We start from the raw sequence: 20,829 nt of genomic DNA on the forward strand, positions 1-20,829 counted from the left end.
TCGGTGAAAGGCAACAAGTGTTGATTTGCACGCTTATTGCGGCTTCCATTCGCGCAGATATTTGAAGGGAAACGGAAGCACCGTCCACGCACTGGCGCGCACAAAATCCACCTCCATCAGGGGCAGATATTCTGCAAAATGAGGTTGTCCGCCAGTGGCTGTGACCTTGCGGATGCAGCACGCACGCGCCAGCGATTGTTGCAATGACTGACCGCAAGGACCGCTGTAATAGTATTGGGCATTGCCCTGTGTAAACAGGCGGATATCCAACGTCCCCGCAAAAAGCTGTTCCTTTGTTTTGTTCTGCTTCATTCCGCTGCCGAGCAGCACACCGGTGCGTGCGAAGATTTCCTCATTCACCCGCCGCCCCAATACCGTGCGAAGTCCCAGGCAACTGGACAGTTGTTTGCGTGTGGCTTGCGGAGCAAGCGCCAACAGATCGCTGTAAATGATCTCCAGTGCCTGCCGCTCTTTTTCCGGGGCATCAGAAAACATATTCTGCACAACCGCTGCCAGAGGCTCCACGCTCAACTGTTCGCCATTGGGGGTTCGAGCCAACAGTTCCTGCAGCAGAGTGATTTCCGGCAATGTGTACCGATCTGTTTTTCGGATCACATGGATATTATCGGGATCCTGATAGACCAGTCCCTCCACATGAGGATCTACTTTTCCGCGGTCATCCTGAAACGCCCGGGCAATTTTTTCCTGCTCATCATCCTGCCAGAAGAGCTCTTCCTCCCACTGGCTGTATTCCAGAATGCCATCGGAATATACCCGCAAGCGGCGGTAGTGCGGCTGCTTATCCTTTCCTTTGCTTTCCTCGGGAATAATCACAAAATTCACCGGCGATGTGTACCCTGCGGCCGCCCAGTCATAGCAGGTAATTTTTTTCTGCAGAACATCCCGCTTGACCGCAAGCTCCTGCAGCACTTTGCGCAGAGCGGCACCTTCTTTTTTCTTTTTTTCGCACTCGTCTCCAGGCAGCTTAAAATCCTCCACCGTCAGATGCTGCACCGTGCAGTGGACGGGAGCCTTTCGGTAGGGATCCTGCTCCGGGCAATCCTCATAAAACTCCTTATCGTGTACGATGCGGAACAGGGTATCCCCTGCGGCGGGCACCCCTTCACACAAAGAAATCCCGCTGTATTCATTCAGTTTCAACCGTAGCAGATGAACCAGTTCTGCCGAACGTTCATCCTGAACCGTATCCTCCACAAAGGCCGGTGCTTCCCGAAGCCTGCGGCGAATCTTTTCCATCTGTGAACGTGCAGGTCTGCACCCCAGATGAGCCTCCTCCTGCAGATATTGCATGTTCAAGGTCAGGTAAGGAGCAAGCAGCCGGGCAACGTTGCCCAGAAAGTTTTGCAGCACTCCCACCTTGCTTCGGCGGAACTCGTCCAAAGAGCCAAATGCCAGAAATGAAACGGTATTTTTCTGGCTCTTATCCAGGTTTTTCATAACAAAGCGGGGAGTATTCTGATCGGGATCCTGCTGCACAAGCCGGCGGAGCGTGTAGCTTTGCCCATCAAACAGATACTGCGCTTCGCCCTGCTCTTCTTTCTTTTTTCTGCTTTGCTGAATGTGACCACAGAAAGTTTGATACATCCCTCCCAGGTAAATTCGATCCGAATTGTCCAGAAGCTGCGGGGCACTTCTCCCCGCCCTTTCCGCCACGTTGCATCCAGATGATAGAGCTTTCCGGTCAGGTTATGATACATCTGCCCGCCAACGCTCAGCGCCGGCATTGCATTGCAAAGCAGCTGTGCCAACAGATACGACTGCTTCTGCGCCATCTCGACGGATGAAATCTCCCGCAGGCACACATCGCTCACTTGCTGTTCCAGTTCTGTTTTCAAAAGGTTCAGATTGGCGTTTTCCCGCTCATAGAGGATGTAGCAGCAAGCTCCCCGGGCGTAGGCCACCGAGAGGGCACGTCCCACCTGCAATGCCAGATCCGGCACCAGACTTTGGTAGTAATTGCCGTTGTCCCGTTTGGCCTCCAGAATGAGGAATCGCTGTGCAATGGCATCGTGATCAAACAGGATTTGAAATTGATTGGTCGGAATCAAGGCAGCCACCTCCCCATATAGTCGATTGTTTCCCGATTGATCGTGCCGTCCGGCAGCAGCAAGCCGGGGATTTCCACCAGTCTGCCATCCGTTGTAACAGACGGCGCAAAGTCAGATTCAGCAATCAGATTTAACAAAAACGCACACTGCCCGCCCACGGCATCCAGTTTTGCCAGCGTTTTCTGCCGTACGATTTCTTCCGGCTGACGGGTACTGCTCTTCCAATGTTTGAAATCGACCCATATACCGTTCGGCCCGACAAAGTCAAAAAACTCGAAGCATGCGGGGTCGTCGATTTCCTGCAGGGCAAGCCCCAGCTCTTTCTGCAAAATGAACGAACCGGCAACTTCGCCCAGAGCGCCTTTATAGATGTTCTGGAACAGCACAGGACTGAGAATATAGGGTTCCTTTTCAAAATCAGTAGCCCAACCCTGTTCTTCAAAATAATCCCGCAGTCCGGGATAGCGAAGCAGGATGGGCAGCCGGGCTTCCTCGGCACTTACCTCGGAGGGAAACCCCCCTTGCGGCAATGTGGCCGCAAAGGCCGACCGGTTGCTTTCAAGCGCAAGCTGCACCTCGGAAAAATCGCCCTTCTGCGCAAAGAAATATCGGGGCTGTTCCGGGGAAAGCGGCAGATAAAAGGTTCGGATCGCCGCACTCTCCCGATACAGCGTTTCGCTGGCCCGCGGACTGCGCAGTACCATTTGTCGCAGATCTTTCCAGAGGGCCATACTCTCGGCGTTCCATGGAACATTGAGCATCCGCATCAGATAAGCATTGCCCCGTGTGGCCACCCGTTCCGCCTCCAGATGCACCCGATCTGCTCGGGTGTATCCTGCCTGCATGGCCCGCTTTGCCCGGACAATGGCCTGCATTTCGGGGGCCAGTAATTTCCCTTCCAGACAATCCGCGTCCAGACACTGCAGCACTTTTGTTGTGGTGAACAGATAGACATTGGGCCGTTTGAGGAAGGTGCGTCCCATTCGCCCCACTGCCTGCACAACATCCCGCGTGACCTTGCCGTAAAAACTGCTGCACTGACGCAAGCGGGCCTGCGCCTGCGCGTCCACATTGCGTTTCCCCGAAAAGCAGCCAATGCCATTTCTCATCAGATTTTGCATGGTGTTGCAGGAGATCTCGTCATTTTGATACAAGCACTCCATCTGGAAGCAATATTCCATCAGGTCGGCGCTTTTCCAGTTATCCGCGTCCCAAAGATTGACGCTCACATGGGTCACATCCCCAAGGTACACTGCGTCCACATCCTTGTGGGTCAGCCGGCCGTCCGCGGGATTTTCCGAGTCTCCCAGAACGACCAGTCCCTCGTGGTTTTGGATAGGGTATTGCAGATTTTGCCCTGCGCCAAGCGTCTGATAGCTGGAAAAGATCATCCACCGTTCGCCATTTCCCAAGCGTTTCAGCAATTCTTCCTTGTCGCTTTCAAAGCGATCCCCACTGCGGAGCACCATCAAATTCCCACTTGCATCGGGATCGGCAAATTTCTGCTTCAGATCCTCCAGTGCATCCCGCAGGATATCCTCATCCAGCGAGGCTTTGCCCGAAGCAGGCAAAGCCTGATTCAAACAGAGAAATGCCTGTATTTCTCCATGCTGCCAAAAGGCTTTCATGGCTGTGAACAGAGCGCAATACCGCTTTTTGTCGTAGTCCCGCACGCCCCGTGCAGAAAAGCGATTCTCATATCGGGTCGCCACGGAATCGGAGCCAAACACTTCTTTCAGCCGTTCTCTTATGGGAAGCTCCTGCTGATCTACCACCTGCAGGTGTACCTGCACGGCTCCGTTCCGATAAGGCTCCCAGAGCTTTTCCATCTCCTGACGGATGGCATCCTGCGCGGCGGGCGAAAGCGTGCGGAAATTCTTCCCCAACCGTTCTTTCAGGTACCGCAGATCATAGTTTCCCAGAACCGTGGGCAGACTGGCAGTTGCGGACAACCCCACCACCTTTGCACGACGGCAGATGTACAACAGCACCTTTTCCGGGGTATTCTGCAGCTGGAAATACTGCAATCTGGTCTGTGTACGGTGGCGGTCGTCATCAATGAATTCAAACAGCCGGAACCCGGTTTCATAAAACGACAGATCCGGGGCAATTGCGCTGTGCACCGTACCGGCGCCTGTTTCCAGTCCGGCTGTCATCAACCGCACCTGTTCCGGACTCAGGCCGTATTCCCGGAAAATACTCTCGGCTGCAGCCGTTACCGGATAGCGATCTTCCGCCGCACCTCTGCCTGTATTCACCTGCCGGGCATACTCCTCGGCCCAACCGTAAACATATCGCTGGAATCGCAGCAGGAACACATGAATGCGCCGCAGAAGATTCTGCAGAACAAGACGTGCGGGATCATCCCTGTGGGCGTTGTAATTTTCCTGCGTATCCAGATGAATCTGCACCTGTGCCTGCTCATCGTTGCGCACGGCCCGGATATGCGTTCGATTGCCATCCAGCACGGTCAGATAGGAGCTGTCGTGGAACAGAAAATTTCTGCCCTGCGTTTGCGTCGGCCCCACCGTTTTCATGCTGTATTGCAGGGCGCCGTCCTGATAAATTGCTTCTGCCTGATCCAGAAGCGCCTGCCAGGTTCGATTTCGCCCGTTCTCATATCGGGCCCTCAGCACCGTCAGTTCCCGACTGGCCTGGTGCATCCGGATTCCCTGATACACCTGATTGAACAGCTGCAGATAGTCGGCCCGCAAACTCAGAGATTTCTCAATCAAGCAATCAAGGATCACCTGCCGGGAAGCGTCAAATTCGTCAATGCAAAGAATCGCCCCCTGCAGCATCCGGTCGGACAGGCACTCAAAGCTGGGCTCCACAATTGGCACATTGCGCGCCATCAGCTTTTTCACCGAAAGCAGCAGCACCTTATACTCCGACCAGAAAACCGCCGGATAAAATGCAGCGACCCAGCTGTAACGCTTTTGTCTGCGAATGGCCTCCCGTCGTGCCGCCGGGCCTCCGGGAAATGTTTTGCGCAGGGTTGCTTCCACTTCACGGCGAAATGCCGGTTCCAGATCGGTGCGAATGGAGTCCAGCAGCTTCTGGGCCAGTTCAGAGGCAGCATCGCCGGGCTGATCCCGGTATCGCTTGTATTTTTGAAAAGCGTTTTCCAGTGCACGAAAAGTATCAGTCCGGAACTCCTGCGGAGCCTCCTGCCGTTCCAGCGCATCAAGCACCGTGTCCGTGGCGGAACGCAGCACCAGAACTTCCTTTGCAAACACATCACCGCGTCCGTCCTGCTCATAGGCACGACGCAGATCATCCACCGGCAGATTCTTCAAAAGCGTGGTGGCAAAAAGGACGCGCTGTCCTCCTCCTGTTTCAGATAGGAGTAAATTGCCTGTACCGCTTGGTATGTTTTTCCGTAGCCGGTGAGCGCCTCTGCCAAAAGCAATCCCGGCTCGATCAGCGGGTTACGGAAATATTCAGCCAGTTCCTGTTGCATAAAGCCTCCTTGTTTATCAAAATGAAATCCGAAGCAGTATAACCTGAGTATATCGTTTCAGTTTTTCAATAATTGATAAACTGGACTTCAAAAAGCAAAAAAATTACCGCTCATTGGCGGTAATAGTCGCATATTGTCATTAATCGATTCCGGATTCTGTCGCGCACGGCAGGCGGGCCAAGCACTTCCATTTTATCTGCCTGTCCCAGAACCCATCGCTCAAAGCCGGTGGAAAGCTCCACCTTTGCATTGAAGCGCACCCAGTTTTCCTTTTCCTCATCCGGCACCGGACGGATGTCTGTACCCAAGATTTCAAAGGCCATATCCAAAAGATCCCGATGCAGCCGGAATGTGGCCCAACAGGACTCTTGTGCAGGGAACATGCCAAACTGCCCATAGTTCAAGGGTTTGGAAGATACCTTTTTCCAATAAGGCACCGAGATTGACAGCTCGGTCATTCGATCAACCCGGTAATTCCGTTGCTGGTTTTCTTCCGGGTGCGCAGGGTTCAGCGCAATCAGATAATAGTGCTCTTTTTCCCAAACCACTTTCAGCGGCAAAATCCGTTCATACCGTCTGACGGGCCGCTGCTGCCCATCCAAATCAAATTTACAGTAGGTGAAATCAAGGCATCTGCGCATATCCAAAGCCTGATAGAGAAGCTGCAGCGTCTGCGGTAACTTTTTGTTCTGCATCAGGCAGTCACGCACCTGTACTCTCTGGCGAAGCTGTCTGACCTCCTGCTGCGAAAGGAATCCCTCCAATTGAGAGATAAGAGCTTTTTTCTGATCAGGACTCAAAAAACGACTGATGGAAATAGAGTCAAAAATCATCCGCGCTTCGTTCAAGCCAAACTTTGGATGGTATGCTTTATAGCTGCACTGGTTATGTGCCAGAACCTGTGAATCAACCCGAACCGAAAGCGCCCGCAGATCGCTTAATTCCATCAACACGGAAAGATCCCGGCGGATTCCCTGCTCCGAGCAGCGTTCGTCCGGATATTGCTGGATTAATCTGTCATGAATTTCATGCAACGTCAGCGCCCGTTGCCCATTGGTTTCCTGCTGCAGGATCGAAAGCACATGGATCAGTCTGGCCTTACTCATGATAACCTCTCCCCGAATGGCGTTTTTTAATTATAGTATATTGACCGCGAGGGGCGAAAGCAATGCTGCGCGGCTCTGTTTTTCCGTTCCCTTTTGGTACCAGACAAAGGAAGGGCCTTTTGCTTTTGCAAAAGGCCCTTCCTCCTATAAATATAATTCCGGTTTTACAGCAATGATCCGTTTATTCCATTACACGGATTGCATGGTAACCTTCATGTACCGCGGTAAGAATCTTGCGGGGAGCAATGGCATCACCGATCACGGTAATATTGTCGTAGTTTGCCTCCAGCAGATCCTCCAACTGATTATTCGCTTTGAAACCGGCAGCATTGAACACGGTATCGCAGGTCAAAACGATGGTTTCGCCATCCTTCTCGTAAGTAACAGAATCCGGAGTGATCTTTGTTACCTTGGCTCCTGCGGCCACCTTTACTCCCCGATCCTTCACCATATTGCGCAGATGCTGATCGTTATTCAGGCAATGTGCCGCACTGAACAGAATATCCGGCATCATCTCCACAATGGTGACCTCGTCTGCATTGGGCGCGATATCGCAGGCCGCTTCGGTACCGGCCAGACCGCCGCCAATTACAACAACCTTTTTGCCCGCAGCAGCGTTATGGGTCAGATACTCGGAGACAGGTGTTGCATTTTCAATGCCCGGAATCGGAGGAATTGCAGGATCGGCACCAGCAGCCAAAATCACCTTATCCCAATTGCCGCCCAGTACATTTTCTGCGGTGGCTGCCTTGTTATAGCGAACCTTTACGCCCAGCTTATCGCACTGCACCTTCATATAGTTGATTAGCTTAATGATATCGGCCTTGAAATCCGGACCACCCGCTGCCCAAAGCGTGCCACCCAGACGGTCGGTCTTCTCCCACAGCTCCACATCCCAGCTACGCTGACGGGCAGTAATGGCAGCGGACATACCGCCGGGGCCGCCGCCGATGACCAGAATCGATTTCTTGGAGCCATCCGGCTTGGGCAGAGCATAATCCCGTTCCGCATAGCAGGTGGGGTTCACAGCGCAATAGTAATGTTTGCCGGAGAATCCAGCCAGCAAGCATTCGTTGCAGCCAACACAGGGGCGAATATCCTCGTAGCGTCCTTCCTTGACCTTGGTCGGCCAGTAGGGATCGGCCAGCATTTCATGACCCAGGCCCAGGTAATCGAGCGTTCCGTCCTCAATCACCTTGTTGGCCAGCTTGGGATCAAACAGCTTGCCATCGCCCAGTACCGGAATATTCACAACTTCCTTGATTGCCTTCTGTACATCCAGCTTGTGGCCATGCTTGGAGTAAATGGTGGTGATTGCCTGATACCACTCCTCATAGCATCCGGTATCCACATGTAGAGCAGTTACACCGGCTTTTTCAAAGATTTTTGCCATTTCGATGCCTTCGTCCAGAGTGCGGAAGCCTTCTACGCGCTGATCAGGAGTGAATTTTACCAGAATGGGGAAATTCTTCGGCACATTCTGTTTGATCGCTTCGATGCACTCCAGCGTAAAGCGCATACGGTTCTCCAGACTGCCGCCGTACTCGTCGGTACGGTTGTTCCACTGCTTGGACTGGAACTGATCCAGCAGATATCCGCCATAAGCATGAAGCTCCACCGCATCCGCGCCTGCGTTGATGGCCAGGCTTGCGGAATAGCCCACCTTTTCCACCAGATAATGAATGTCCTCCTTGGAGAACGGCTTACAGATCAGATCCTTGTACCAGAAGGCACCCACAGAGCCCGCGGAATACGGCGGAGTAAACGGATCAGTGAACTGCTGCCGACCCAGACCGGGAGAAAGCTGGACACATACCTTGGCGCCGTAATTGTGGCAGCGCTCAACAAGCATATTCAAACGCTCTACGTGATGGAAATTGGAAAGCTCCGTGCAGGGCCGCGCCTCATATTTTGTAGAGACCACATTGGCACCGGTAATAATCAGACCAGCGCCGCCCTTGGCTCGTTCCATAAAATAGTCGATGCCTTCATTGCAATAAGAGCCATCTGCCTCACCAGTGGTTCCCATTGGAGACATGAAAATTCGATTTTTCAGCTTCATGGAGCCCAATTGCGTTTTGTCAAATAAACTGTTCATTGATGTATCCTCCTTGTCAACTGATGTTTGTGCCCTTCCAATTTTTTACACTTTTTATGCGATTCCTCCCAACTGCAGCAGAACGCTATTTTTGCTTTGAAAAAGCAGCAAACGGGTAACCTTACGTTGCAAAAGATTACACTCCGCATCCCTTTCAACGGATTGCCGCTCCGTTCTAAAATCTGTTATAATAAAATGGTTAAAGCTGTAACAAACTTTCTGCAGCAATTATACCACTGTGGCTTTCCCTTGCCCATGTGGCGCTCCACAAACCGTAAAGGAGGATTTGTGCAAAATGACAGTTCGTTTTCAACGACAGAACGAAGGAACTGTTCCAGAAGCCTATCACATCTTCTTCGAAGTATTAAAAGAGGATAATATTGATGCGATGGTAAAGGCCGCTTGGGAATTTTTTGGTCTGCCTATTCTTCTGACTGACGAAAACTACAAATCCATATGTCAGTACCCCCCAAGAAAGCTGGGACAACCAATTTGGGATGCACTTTTGGAAAACACTGCCTTACCGCTCGATGTGATCCAAATCTACAATGACGCTTATTTAAAGGACAGCGAGCCATACTATAAACCGTTCTACTCAAACGAAGGCCCTTCCGAAGACTGTCCCCGTATTTTTGGAGAAATTCATTCCCAAAGCCGAATTTATGGATATATCGGGATTTTCTTCTTTGACTCGCCGCTTCTTCCTCAGGATCTGGAATGTACACAAATTTTTCTGGACGCATTAACGATGCTGATGCTTCCCCGCCACGGCAGAGAAGGCGCATCCCGATCCTCTTATCTGAAGGATCTGCTGGAAGAAAGTACTTCTCCGGAAGCGAAAGCACTGGCGCTTCGTTCACTTACTTCCTGCCTTCCGGGTTCCTATGCGGTGATGGCCACTCCCATTGGCAGCACCGCATCTCAGCAATCTTTTGCATTTCTTGCAATTTCCAAAATCCCCATGCGGCACCGTTGCGCTGTAAGTACAATTTATCAGGGCTGCATTGTGACTCTGTTTGGTCGGTTGGGAAAAGAGGGCTTCTCACCTCAGGAACGAGAAGTTTTCCAGCAGGTCGCAACATTTCTGTCTCAGACTCATGTCTCCAGCGGCATTTCGCATCTGTTTTCAGATCTAACAGAGCTTAGCGGGCGTTTTCAGCAAGCGCATATGGCCTCTCTTGCAACCAATGAGCCCTGTGTCTTTTTTCAGGATGTCTTCCCCGCCCCTATTTTCGAAGCCGTGTGCGCTCATGTGAACGTGAACATGTTTCTTCATTCTGCTCTGGATCAGCTGCTGGCCTATGATGCTACCAATCAAACCGAATACTTCCGCACCTTGCAAGTGTACAGCCTGACATTACATAACAAAGAATCCACCGCCCAGATTCTTTGCATTCACCGAAACACTCTCCTGTATCGCTTGGGAAAAATCACTGAATTATTCCAAATCCCATTTGAAGAGCCCCGCACTGCGCTGGCATTGCTCAACAGCTTTCAGCTCTATGGAATCAATACCCTCGGACGCAGCGATTTTGGCCTATATTGATAATTTCGCACAGAGAAGTCTGCTTCAAAACAACCTAAGACGAGCCGTTTTTTCTGTAATCCACTGAAGAAAAGCAAAGGAGCGATACCCGCTTTCAGAACGGGTATCGCTCCTTTTGTCTTTTACTCAGCGAATGCTCAGTACTTTTCCTTTTGCTTTTTGCTGTAAACCACGGTACCGATCATTCCGGCAGACGCCAGCAGCAGCACGCCAACCCAGACCACCAGATTGGCCGAGTCGCCGGTCTGAGGCCCATTTGCCGGTTTGGGTGCGGCAGTGGTGCTGTTCGCGCCGGAAGCATTCTGGGAAACGGATTCCTGAGACGAACTGCTGTCGTCGGTGGAAGGAGTTGCCGTCGGGCCCAGCTTCGGCAGCACCTCGGTTTTTGTTTCTCCGCAGATGCTGCACACATACTTGATGTAGCCGTCCTGATCGCCGGTCGCTTCCACACGCTCGGTTTCCACGAAGCGATGTGCCTCCTCGGAGGCTGCGTCGATCAGCTTGATGCGGCCCTGACCGTAGGGATTGCCGTACTGCGCCGCAGAAATCACACCCTTCAGATCATTCTGCAGGTAGCGGATCAGCAGATCCTGATCCTTTCCGCAATCCTCCTGTACCACTTCCGCACCCTTGAACATGGTGTAGCCATCACCACCGCTCTGCAGGGTATACGCGCTGCCTGCCAGCGTATAGAAGGCCGCCGGATCAATGGCTTTGCCGTTCACCTTCACATTCTGCACCCGGCGGGGCTTGGAGGCATCGATGCCGGTATATACGCCCTGACTGTCGGTCAGAACCGGGCTTTCCTTCACATGGAGATTGATCTCGTAGGTCAGACCTGCGGTGTGCATAAAGCCGCCATTTTCCGTCAGACCGGTGCCCTCCTCATTCAGCGGGGCATGGGCGCTCCACTCCAGCGCATCCAGAATCTGCTGACCGGTAACCTTCAACACGCACATGGTGTTGCCGAATGCGTTCACATCCATCAGATTTTTCCGGGTCACAACACCCTTGTCCACATTTGCGCGAATTCCGCCACCATTGGCAAAGGCAATGTCCGCGCCGGTGGTCACCTGATAGGCATCCGCCACAAAGTTGCCCAGGTTGGTTTCCCGGTTGCGGATGATCCGTTCGCTGGTGGTCGGGTCCACGGTGGTCAGAGCCGCTTCCGTGGAGCCCAGCTCCTCGTAGGTAAACTCCTGCATTTCCTCATACTTGTCAATGACCGCCCGGGTTTCCTCGTAGGCTGCCAGAGAAGAAGCGGTGGCATCCACATCCACCTCCTCCGGCTTGAGAAGCTGGCTGGTCATGCTGCCATCCGTGTAGATGGTCATTTTTCCGAAGTTTTCAAACTTGGTACCGGTGGAAGTCAGAAGAACGTCTTCCCCGTTTTTGTTCTTGACCGCTTCGTCCGCAATGGTGCTGTGCGAATGCGCATCGATGAATGCATTGATGCCTATGGTATTGGCGATCACATCGGTAGAACGCCAGGGTTCCGAACCGGCATCGGTTCCCAGATGACCAATCGCGATGACCAGATCCGCGCCTTCCGCCCGGGCCGCATCCACCGCATTCTGGATGGTCTCATAGAACGCATTCTCACAGAAGCTGTAAATGTAATTGCCGTTTTCATCCTGGAAATAGGCCGGCGTGGATTTTGTATAGGTCTCCGGGGTGGCAATTCCCAGGAAGGCCACCTTCTGACCCGCAACAGACACCATATCATATGCATCAAACACCGTATCGTCGGTCTTCAGATCCACGAAATTGGCGCTCAGATATTCATATTCCGGCATCACATCCGCTTCCGTCTGCCCGGAAAGCTGCTTGAATACATCCATGCCGTAGTCGAACTCGTGGTTACCGGGCACCGCATAATCGTAGCCCACGGAATTCATCAGCTCCACAATGGCCGAGCCTTCGGTCAGAGTTCCGATCACCTCGCCCTGCACCGCGTCGCCCGCGTCGATGGTAATGGTGGAATAGCCCTCGTCCAGCATCTGCTGCCGGTAGGCTGCCAGGGCGGAATAATCCTCCATGGCACAGTGGACGTCGTTTGTGTACAGAATCACAGCATTGTTCGGAATGGGCTCGTAGTCCGGGCCCTCCGGCACATTACCAGCCGCGCTGCCTCCAAAGGAGTAGGCCGCAACGGTGCCGGAAACCTCACATGCTGCCAGCAGCATCGGCTTGCCGTTCAGGGAGAGGAAGCACAGTCCCTCCGGGGACACATCCTCCTTGATTGCCTCGCTGAAATCACGGGTATTGATATAGTTCACATAGCTGGCATTGGCCGGGTCGGTCACATCGTAGACCATAACACCGCCGATGCGCTCCAGTGCAATAAACGCATAGGTGCAGCTGCCGATCTGACCCACGGTAACGGATTCCGATTCCGGGCCCTTCTTCGCGCTGCGATCGTCAATATCCGTATTGTCGTTGGAGCAGTTGAACCAGCTGGGAAGATAGACGGCAGTCTTTGCCTCAAAATCATTCCCGCTCTCGTAGACCAGCTCCATGGTATCCGCATTATAAATGGCGAAGGAGCGGCCGCCGTAAAGGTATTCCTTGGCGGTATCCGGTACGGTGGTGCAGCCTTTGTCCAGCACACGCACCTTTTCCGCCTGGGAGCCATCGGAGGCGGTCAGGGTAGCCTTTGCCTCGTTGACATAGCCGCCCCATTCCCCTGCGTCGCCCTCGTTGGCCGTTACCAGATAGCTGGTGCCGTTTGCCGCAAAAACGCTGATGGCATCCGGCATGTAAACACCCACCGCGCCCGGATATGTTTTGGCTTCGTACTTGCCGTCCTCCACCAGATCGATAGCATTTTGCTCCAGGCTCAGGTCCTTGAAGCCCATGCTCTTGACCGAGGTGATGGTTTTGCTTTTCAGATCCACCATAGCAATGGCATTTGCCTCCTGCAGGGAAACATATGCCTTGGCATCATCGGCAGAGACCGCGATATATTCCGGTTCCAGATCCGCTGCGGCGGTGTTCATCTGGCCGTTTACAACGCCTATGAGCACGCCGTTTGCGGCCAGCTCCGCCGCATCGAAGGCATCGAACCCGGCGGTGGTCACCGTATCCTCCACCAGGTCTACAATGGAAATCGAACCGGCAGGATCGACTGTACCTTCCCCGTAGCCCTCCCGGGGTTCGCCTTCGTTGGCGGAAAGGATCATGCGGCCATTGTGGGTGAAGGTAACCATATCCGGCTGAACACCGGTTTCATAGGCCGCGATCATGTTGAAATCATAGTCCAGCAGAACGATGCGGCCATTGTCCGCATAGCCTGCCGCCTGAAGCGCCACCGCAATGTGGTCGTTGACCGTATCCACGGCCACACTGGTCATATCGCCATAGGAAAAGTCTTCCACCAGGCCCCGCATATCCTTGCTGTCCTTGATGGTCAGGCCGGTTTCCGAAACAGCCAGACGATACAAAAGTCCATCCTGACCATTGACCACGTAGGCTTCGCCGGTATCTGCATTATAGGAAACGATCTCCGCAACGCCGCCATCGGCATTTGCCGTTCCGATGCCCACGCTGTTCAGACGCTCCAGCGTGAGGGCTGCGTTTTCCTCAAAGCTGCTGGTGCGCAGGGTCTCGCCTTCCGGCTCGGAAGGTGTTACGCTGCCGGTTTCCCCGCTGGAGTTATGCGGGCCCTGCTCGGCCTCCACTGCATCCGCATAGCTGAGCTCGACGCCGTCAGTCTGATTGTTATCTGTATCCGTGAACGCATTTCTGCGAATCGCCTTTTTCTTGGACTGTATATCGGAATACGCACCTTCATACGCCGGGGGTACCTGCGCCTCTTCCGTATCATTCCCCTGAACAGCCAGAAGATCCACATATCCCTGCGGCCGGTTCGTATCTGTAACGGCTCCGGAGAAGTTCTCGTCCAGGGTCACATCCTGGCTGAACAACGCCACTGCCACACCCTTGTTGTGAAGAGCAACCTCCCATTCCTGGTCTCCGGCCGGAACCTGATAGTCGCCGGAAGGATTGGCAACCGCCGCACAGCGCACCAGATAATAGCCCTTTGCCGGGATCGTTCCAGTCAGGGAAAGCTCGTGCCAGGCAGTGTCTCCGCCATCCGTACTGGAGCGGTACTGCAGCTCCCAGCCAGTCAGATCCACCGCCGCATCACAGGGATTGTACAGTTCAATAAAGCTGTGGCTGGCATAACCGTCATCGCTTCCGCCAAACACCTGATTGACCAGCACATGGGGGACCGTTACATCATACACCCCATCCTGGTTATAAGGGACTCCGGCGGTTGTTCCTTCCTCAGCCGCAACCGTCAGCCCGCCGGGAAACATTGCCGCAGCCATTGTGGCAGCCATGATTCCCGCCGCCAGTCTACGCTTCCATGTGTCTCTCATAAAGCGCTCTCCTTTTTCATTCAAGCTAGAATTAGGATTTTGGATTCATCCACACCCTTTTCCTATGCTAACGGGTTTTGTACCGAGCTTCCGCCATGCTTTCGTTAATTTATCGTAAAATTCGCCGCACCCGTTTTTTTCGGGTGTGCAAGAAAAGAAAGAAACTGTTTCCAATCACAACTGGACGGTTCTACTGCATTTGCGTATAATTTCAGTAAAGGTTCGCATTTGCAGACCAACATCAAAATCACATCGAAATGGAGGTACACTTCTATGTCCCTGATTCAGAAAGAAATTGCCGATTTTACCGTCCAGTGTTACCAGGACAACGCCTTCCGCGCTGTGAGCAAGGCGGACGTTCTGGGCAAGTGGAGCGTTTTCTTCTTCTATCCCGCTGACTTTACCTTCGTCTGCCCCACCGAACTGGAGGATCTGGCGAATCTTTACGAGAAGTTCCAGGCGGTGGATTGCGAGATCTATGCGGTTTCCTGCGACACCCACTTTGTCCACAAGGCCTGGCACGATGCATCCGAGCGCATCCAGAAGATCCGGTACCCCATGCTGGCAGACCCCACTCACTGTCTGGCCAAGGATTTTGAGGTGTACATCGAAGCTGACGGTCTGGCTGAACGGGGCAGCTTCATCGTAAACCCGGAAGGCAAGATCGTGGCCTATGAGGTAAATGCCGGCAACGTGGGCCGCAACGCTGACGAGCTGCTGCGCAAGGTTCAGGCCTGTCAGTTCGTGGCAAAGCACGGTGACGAGGTATGTCCCGCCAAGTGGAAGCCCGGCGCAGAGACTCTGAAGCCCAGCCTGGATCTGGTGGGCCAGCTGTAACGAGAAAACGGTTGCCAATCACACTCCTGACAAAGACCCATGGTCCTTTTCGGGCCATGGGCAAATGGGTTTCAGTATGAACAATTTCTACGATGTAATCGTTATCGGCGGTGGCCCGGCCGGGCTTACTGCCGCTCTTTATCTGGCACGGGCCCGTTACCGGGTGGTTGTGGTGGAAAAGGACCATTTCGGCGGGCAGATCACCATCACCTCCGAGGTGGTCAACTATCCCGGCGTGGAGCGCACCAGCGGCACCCAGCTTACCGAAACCATGCGCAAACAGGCGGAGCATTTCGGCGCAGAATTTCTGCTGGCAGAGGTTACGGCGCTGGACATGACCGGTGAGATCAAAACCGTGCAGACCAGCCGGGGCCCCTTGCAGTGCTTCGGCGTACTGCTGGCCACCGGCGCGCATCCCCGCATGATCGGCTTTCCCGGAGAGGAACAGTTCCGGGGCCGGGGTGTGGCATACTGCGCCACCTGCGACGGTGAATTCTTTACCGGCAAGGATGTTTTTGTGGTGGGCGGTGGTTTTGCTGCTGCGGAGGAAAGCGTATTTCTCACCAAATATGCCCGCCATGTGACCATCCTGATCCGGGAGGAGGACTTCACCTGTGCGCAGGCTGTGGCGGATGCTGCCCGGAATCACGAAAAAATCAGCATCCTGACCAACACCGTGGTGGTGGAGCTTTCCGGCGATACCGCTCCCCGCCGCATCCGGATCCGTAACACGAAAACCGGACAGGAAACCGAGCACCGGGCGGCGGAGGGAGAAACCTTCGGCGTATTCGTCTTTGCTGGTTACTCCCCCTCCACCGATCTCGCCCGGGGTGTGGCAAAACTGGACGAGCAGGGCTACATCCTCACGGATCGCAGCCAGAAAACCTCGGCGGACGGGCTGTATGCCGCCGGAGATGTGTGCGTCAAGCCGCTGCGCCAGGTGGTCACTGCCGTGGGAGACGGCGCTCTGGCTGCCACTCAGCTGGAGCTGCTCTGCGCCGCCATGCAGGCCAAAACCGGGATTCATCCCACGCAGCCGGCAGCACGCGGCGCAGACCCGGAACCCGTTTCCGGCGGCGGTGAGCTTATCAGCGAGGAGATGGCTGCTCAGCTTCGCACCCTTTTTGAGCGGATGTCCTCTTCCCTGATTCTTCGCCTCTACCTGGATCAGACCGCCGTATCCCGGGAGCTGCGCGGGTATATGGAAGAGTTGGCCGCCCACACCGACAAGCTGACAGTGGAGATTGTCGCTCCGTCCGGAGCGGAACACCTGCCCTGTGTGCAGATCTGCCGCGAGGACGGCAGCTGGACCGGGCTTGCTTTCCACGGCGTACCCGGCGGGCATGAGTTCACCTCCTTCGTTCTGGGCCTGTACAATGCTGCCGGGCCCGGCCAGAGCCTGGACCCACAGACCGAATCGGCCATTCAGGCGCTGCAAAAGCCTGTGAAGCTTCAGGTGCTGGTCTCCCTATCCTGCACCATGTGCCCGGAGCTGGTGACCGCTTCTCAGCGTCTGGCCGCAGCTCATCCTCAGGTGACGGCACAGGTATATGACCTGAACCATTTCCCCGATCTGCGAGAGAAATACCAGGTAATGAGCGTTCCCTGCCTGGTAGTCAACGACGGCGAACAAATTCTCTTTGGTAAAAAGAACCTTCCGCAGCTTCTGGAACTGCTGAACTCCTGAAAGCAGCTTGCGCCGCACGGATATCCGTGCGGCGCAAGCTGCTTAGAATCCGTCATTTGAACAGATAAGAGGAGCCGCCATGTCAAAATTCGGAATCATAGAAGACACGCTATTTATTCCTCTGTTGGGCAGAATATACGCCAGTGAACGATACCCGCATATCCTGTACGATAAGAGTGCGCTGAGCCTGAAGCTGCAGCTTCCCCTCACAGAACAACCCCATCAGAGCCAATATGCACTGCTTGCCTCCGCCTGCCGAGCAGCCAACATGGACCGTTTTGTCCGAAACTTTTTAACACGCAAACCGGACGGTGCAATCGTTCAACTGGGCTGCGGACTGGAAACAGCCTATTTCCGCTGCGACAACGGGCGGACCCTCTGGTATGCGTTGGATCTGCCCCATGTGATTGACTTCCGAAAAGAACTGCTTGGAGAGCCGGAACGGGAGCACCTTATCGCCGGAGATGCTTTTTCTGAAACATGGATTCATCGGATCCGCACAGAGCTGCCGCACACACCTTTGCTTGTAACCGCAGGCGGATTATTCCATTACTTTGAAGAAACTCAAATTCTGCGTCTGTTTCGTATGCTGGCTGCTTACGGAAATATTGATCTTGTTTTCGATGCCGTAAGCAGCACCGGGCTTTTGATGATGCAGAAAAAATACATGAAACAGGTCAGCCACTCCAATGTGCAGATGTTTTTTGCGGTGGATACCGCCCAGGAGTTGGCCATCAAAACCGGTTATCGACTTCAGGTCCTTACAGAAGAACCCTTCTATTGCCATATCCCCAGAACCGGGCTGAAATTATCCACACGGCTCAACATGAAGCTTTCTGACCGATTCTCCATGGTAAAAATGATACACCTACAGTTCTAAAGCTTTCCTCAATTTCATACAGAACAGCCCCCGAAGGAAAATCCTTCGGGGGCCGTTCTGCTCTATGGATTCAGTGCTGTGAGAAGAGAAATGGGGGAAGATAAATTTAGTTTTCCTTCACGGAAGGCAGGATGGTCTCCACCTCGGCGTGGGGACGGGGGATTACATGGACGGAGACCAGCTCGCCCACGCGCTGAGCAGCGGCAGCACCGGCGTCGGTGGCAGCCTTCACAGCGCCCACGTCGCCGCGAACCATCACGGTGACCAGACCGCCGCCGATGAATTCCTTGCCGATCAGGGTGACGTTGGCAGCCTTTACCATGGCGTCAGCCGCTTCGATGGAACCTACCAGACCCTTAGTCTCGATCATACCCAGAGCATCGTACTTCATAATAATTTCCTCCTGAAAATTTTATAATGTTTGATTCAGCAAATGTTGTTTATACGATCCGAACAGACGACGCGGAGCCAAGGCCCAAGGCATTCGCCTCTTCGGTATCCACATGACATTCCAGCGCGGATTCGCCGGTCACACGAATCACAGTGTTTTTCAGCACGCCGCCCCGCAGGCCGTCCACCTGCAGATCCACCCACTGGCAGTCGTGCACGCCGAACTTCTCGGCGTCCTTCGGGTGCATGTGGATGTGGCGCTGGGCGATCATCACGCCCTTTTCGGTCTGCACCGAGCCCTTCGGGCCCACCAGCGTGACGCCCGGGGTGCCGTCCAGATCACCGGACAGGCGGATGGGTGCCTTCACGCCCAGCTTGAAGCAGTCGGCCGCCAGGATTTCCACCTGGGTCTGACTGCGTACCGGGCCAAGGATGCGTACCTTTTCGATCACGCCCTTGGGACCGCAGACGGTGACCGTCTCCTTGCAGGCATACTGGCCGGGCTGGGAAAGATCCTTCATCTTCTCCAGCGTGTGACCGGGGCCGAACAGCCGGTCCAGGTCGCTTTGGGAAAGGTGCACGTGCCGGTTGGAAACACCCACCGGAATCTGCTTCTCCTCTCCGCCGGGAGCCGCCTGCTGCTTCACTGCTTCCATCAGCAGCGCCAGCAGTTCATCGCATTGACTCATTGGTTCGCCGCTCCTTTCTCGGATCAGTGGTTCATGGAAGCGATCAGGTTCCGGACCAGCTCCGCCAGATGAGCGTCATCGGTGAAGCCCTGAGAAGCATTTTTCAGCTGCTCCGGGGTGTCGATGCTGGATTCCTGCACCGCTGCGCCGCAGCTGGGGCAGCCCTGCCGCCGCTCGAAGGATGCCACGATGTCCGCGGGGCTGAAGTCCAGCGGGCGCTGGCTGCAGCATTCCGCAGCGGGAGCTGCGGTGCGGCCCAGATCGGGGTGGCAGAAGGACTTGTCGTCCTGCAGCAGGGTGGCGCAGTTCTTCAGACCGTAGGCCACCTTCTTCACGTTGATCAGGTTCAGGGGGCTCACGTTCTCGGATACCGAGCTGCCGCCGCAGGTGCCGCAGCCCAGAGTGAAGGCCACGTTCAGGCCGGTGCTGATGCCGGTGCCGCCCATGCTGCCGCCGGTGTTCACCAGGATGCGGGAAGCGGGCTTCACCGCGAATTTGCGGACGATGTCCTCGTTCTGGGTGTGCAGGCTCATGGTATGGCCGATGCCGTTCTGCAGCAGCTGCATGCTCAGCTCGCAGGCCTGCTTCCAATCCTCCACGGTGTAGAAGGCCAGAACGGTGGTCAGCTTCTCGTAAGAGAGGGGGCAGCCCTCGCCCACGCCGTCCTGCTCACCGATCAGCACCCGGGTGCCCATGGGAATGGAGATGCCCGCGGCCTGTGCGATCACGTCCGGGCTGCGGCCCACGAACTTGGCGTTCATGGCGTGGCCGTTCTTGAACAGCAGACGGCAAACCTTTTCGGTCTCCTCACGGGTCATGAAGTATGCACCCTGGCGCTTCAGCTCATCCACCACCTGCTGACGGTTGCAGGTCTCGCAGATGATGGACTGCTCGGAGGCACAAATGGTGCCGTTGTCGAAGGTCTTGCTGGCCATGATGGCATCCACAGCGGCCTTCACATCCGCCGAGCGTTCGATGTAGGCGGGAGAGTTGCCCGCGCCCACGCCGATGGCGGGCTTGCCTGCGCTGTAAGCGGCCTTTACCATGCCGGGGCCGCCGGTGGCGATGATGAGCGCCACCTCCTTGCAGTGCATCAGCTCATTGGTGGCTGCCATGGTGGGCATGGACACACAGCCGATGACGCCTTCCGGAGCGCCTGCCTTGATGGCGGCTTCCCGCATGACCTCAGCAGCCTTTAAGGTGCATTTTGCGGCCGAGGGATGGGGCGAGAACACGATGGCGTTGCCCGCCTTGATGGCGATCATGGACTTGTAGATCACGGTGGAGGTGGGGTTGGTGGAAGGCACGATGCCCATGATCAGGCCGGCCGGAGCCGCTACCTCCAGAATCTTCTTTTCCGGGTCCTCGGAGATGATGCCCACGGTCTTCATGTCCTTGATGTCCTCGTACAGCAGCACCGAGGCGGCGTGGTTTTTATAGGCCTTGTCCAGCGCTTTGCCGAAGCCGGTCTCCTCCACTGCCATCTTACCCAGGCAGGCGGCGTGCTCACGCGCGGCCTCCACCATGCTCTTCAGAATCCGGTCGATCTGCTCGCTGGTGTAGCCGGCCATCTGCTTTGCGGCGGCGGCACCCTTGCGGGCCAGATCTCTGGCCTCCTGGATGGAGCGCAGATCCAGATCAAACTGTTCCATTGTTTTATCCTTTCCCTGGTTCTTTGC

Annotated in this window: 13 protein-coding genes; 4 read left to right on the forward strand and 9 right to left on the reverse strand. The window is 54.8% G+C overall.

All coding sequences use genetic code 11. The annotated features are described in order from the left end of the window. Positions 1-33: 33 nt before the first annotated feature. The 5 genes from B5G03_RS08245 to B5G03_RS08265 all read right to left on the reverse strand — a co-directional run bounded on the left by B5G03_RS08245 (position 34) and on the right by B5G03_RS08265 (position 8,736). The gene (locus tag B5G03_RS08245) at positions 34-1,605 is read right to left on the reverse strand and encodes a hypothetical protein (RefSeq protein WP_162613369.1); all 1,572 of its coding nucleotides are present in this window, start codon (positions 1,603-1,605) and stop codon (positions 34-36) included. A 460-nt stretch (positions 1,606-2,065) separates the two neighbouring features. Next, positions 2,066-5,353, reverse strand: a complete 3,288-nt coding sequence (locus B5G03_RS08255; protein ID WP_140401659.1) for a hypothetical protein — start codon at positions 5,351-5,353, stop codon at positions 2,066-2,068. 11 nt (positions 5,354-5,364) lie between these two features. Next, complete coding sequence (locus B5G03_RS17410; RefSeq protein WP_162613370.1) at positions 5,365-5,532, reverse strand: hypothetical protein; 168 nt, start codon at positions 5,530-5,532, stop codon at positions 5,365-5,367. Between the two features lie 110 nt (positions 5,533-5,642). Next, positions 5,643-6,638, reverse strand: coding sequence for a helix-turn-helix transcriptional regulator (locus B5G03_RS08260; RefSeq protein ID WP_087181246.1), 996 nt, complete (start codon positions 6,636-6,638; stop codon positions 5,643-5,645). A 181-nt stretch (positions 6,639-6,819) separates the two neighbouring features. Next, positions 6,820-8,736 carry an NAD(P)/FAD-dependent oxidoreductase gene (locus B5G03_RS08265; RefSeq protein WP_087181247.1) on the reverse strand — a complete coding sequence of 639 codons (1,917 nt, stop codon included), beginning with the start codon at positions 8,734-8,736 and terminating at the stop codon, positions 6,820-6,822. Positions 8,737-9,031: 295 nt separating this feature from the next. Here B5G03_RS08265 and B5G03_RS08270 point away from each other — a divergent pair, with 295 nt between their 5' ends. After that, positions 9,032-10,282 (forward strand): PucR family transcriptional regulator, encoded by a 1,251-nt coding sequence (locus tag B5G03_RS08270; protein ID WP_087181248.1) that lies wholly within the window; start codon positions 9,032-9,034, stop codon positions 10,280-10,282. A 137-nt stretch (positions 10,283-10,419) separates the two neighbouring features. On the opposite strand, the gene B5G03_RS08275 is transcribed toward B5G03_RS08270, so the two are convergent. Further along, positions 10,420-14,667 carry a choice-of-anchor I family protein gene (locus B5G03_RS08275; protein ID WP_087181249.1) on the reverse strand — a complete coding sequence of 1,416 codons (4,248 nt, stop codon included), beginning with the start codon at positions 14,665-14,667 and terminating at the stop codon, positions 10,420-10,422. 273 nt (positions 14,668-14,940) lie between these two features. On the opposite strand from B5G03_RS08275, the gene ahpC reads away from it, so the two are divergent. From ahpC to B5G03_RS08290, 3 genes are all read left to right on the forward strand, one after another. Further along, positions 14,941-15,504 carry an alkyl hydroperoxide reductase subunit C gene (ahpC, locus tag B5G03_RS08280; RefSeq protein ID WP_087181250.1) on the forward strand — a complete coding sequence of 188 codons (564 nt, stop codon included), beginning with the start codon at positions 14,941-14,943 and terminating at the stop codon, positions 15,502-15,504. A 76-nt stretch (positions 15,505-15,580) separates the two neighbouring features. After that, a complete protein-coding gene (locus B5G03_RS08285) occupies positions 15,581-17,191 on the forward strand; it encodes an FAD-dependent oxidoreductase (protein WP_242962360.1) in 1,611 nt (536 codons plus the stop codon). A 79-nt stretch (positions 17,192-17,270) separates the two neighbouring features. Then, entirely contained in the window at positions 17,271-18,071 is an 801-nt protein-coding gene (locus tag B5G03_RS08290; RefSeq protein ID WP_087181252.1) for a class I SAM-dependent methyltransferase, read from the forward strand. A 106-nt stretch (positions 18,072-18,177) separates the two neighbouring features. Here the strand turns inward: B5G03_RS08290 and eutM are convergent, their stop codons facing one another. Genes eutM through B5G03_RS08305 form a run of 3 tightly spaced genes read right to left on the reverse strand, consistent with a single transcriptional unit; the run spans position 18,178 to position 20,802 of the window. Next, a complete protein-coding gene (gene eutM / locus B5G03_RS08295; protein ID WP_058965090.1) occupies positions 18,178-18,462 on the reverse strand; it encodes an ethanolamine utilization microcompartment protein EutM in 285 nt (94 codons plus the stop codon). A 49-nt stretch (positions 18,463-18,511) separates the two neighbouring features. Next, positions 18,512-19,150 carry a phosphate propanoyltransferase gene (locus tag B5G03_RS08300; protein WP_087181253.1) on the reverse strand — a complete coding sequence of 213 codons (639 nt, stop codon included), beginning with the start codon at positions 19,148-19,150 and terminating at the stop codon, positions 18,512-18,514. 23 nt (positions 19,151-19,173) lie between these two features. Next, on the reverse strand, positions 19,174-20,802 hold the full coding sequence (locus tag B5G03_RS08305; protein ID WP_087181254.1) for an acetaldehyde dehydrogenase (acetylating): 1,629 nt from the start codon (positions 20,800-20,802) through the stop codon (positions 19,174-19,176). Positions 20,803-20,829: the final 27 nt, after the last annotated feature.

Origin of the sequence: Gemmiger sp. An50, from assembly GCF_002161595.1 — a bacterium.
Classification (GTDB): domain Bacteria; phylum Bacillota; class Clostridia; order Oscillospirales; family Ruminococcaceae; genus Allofournierella.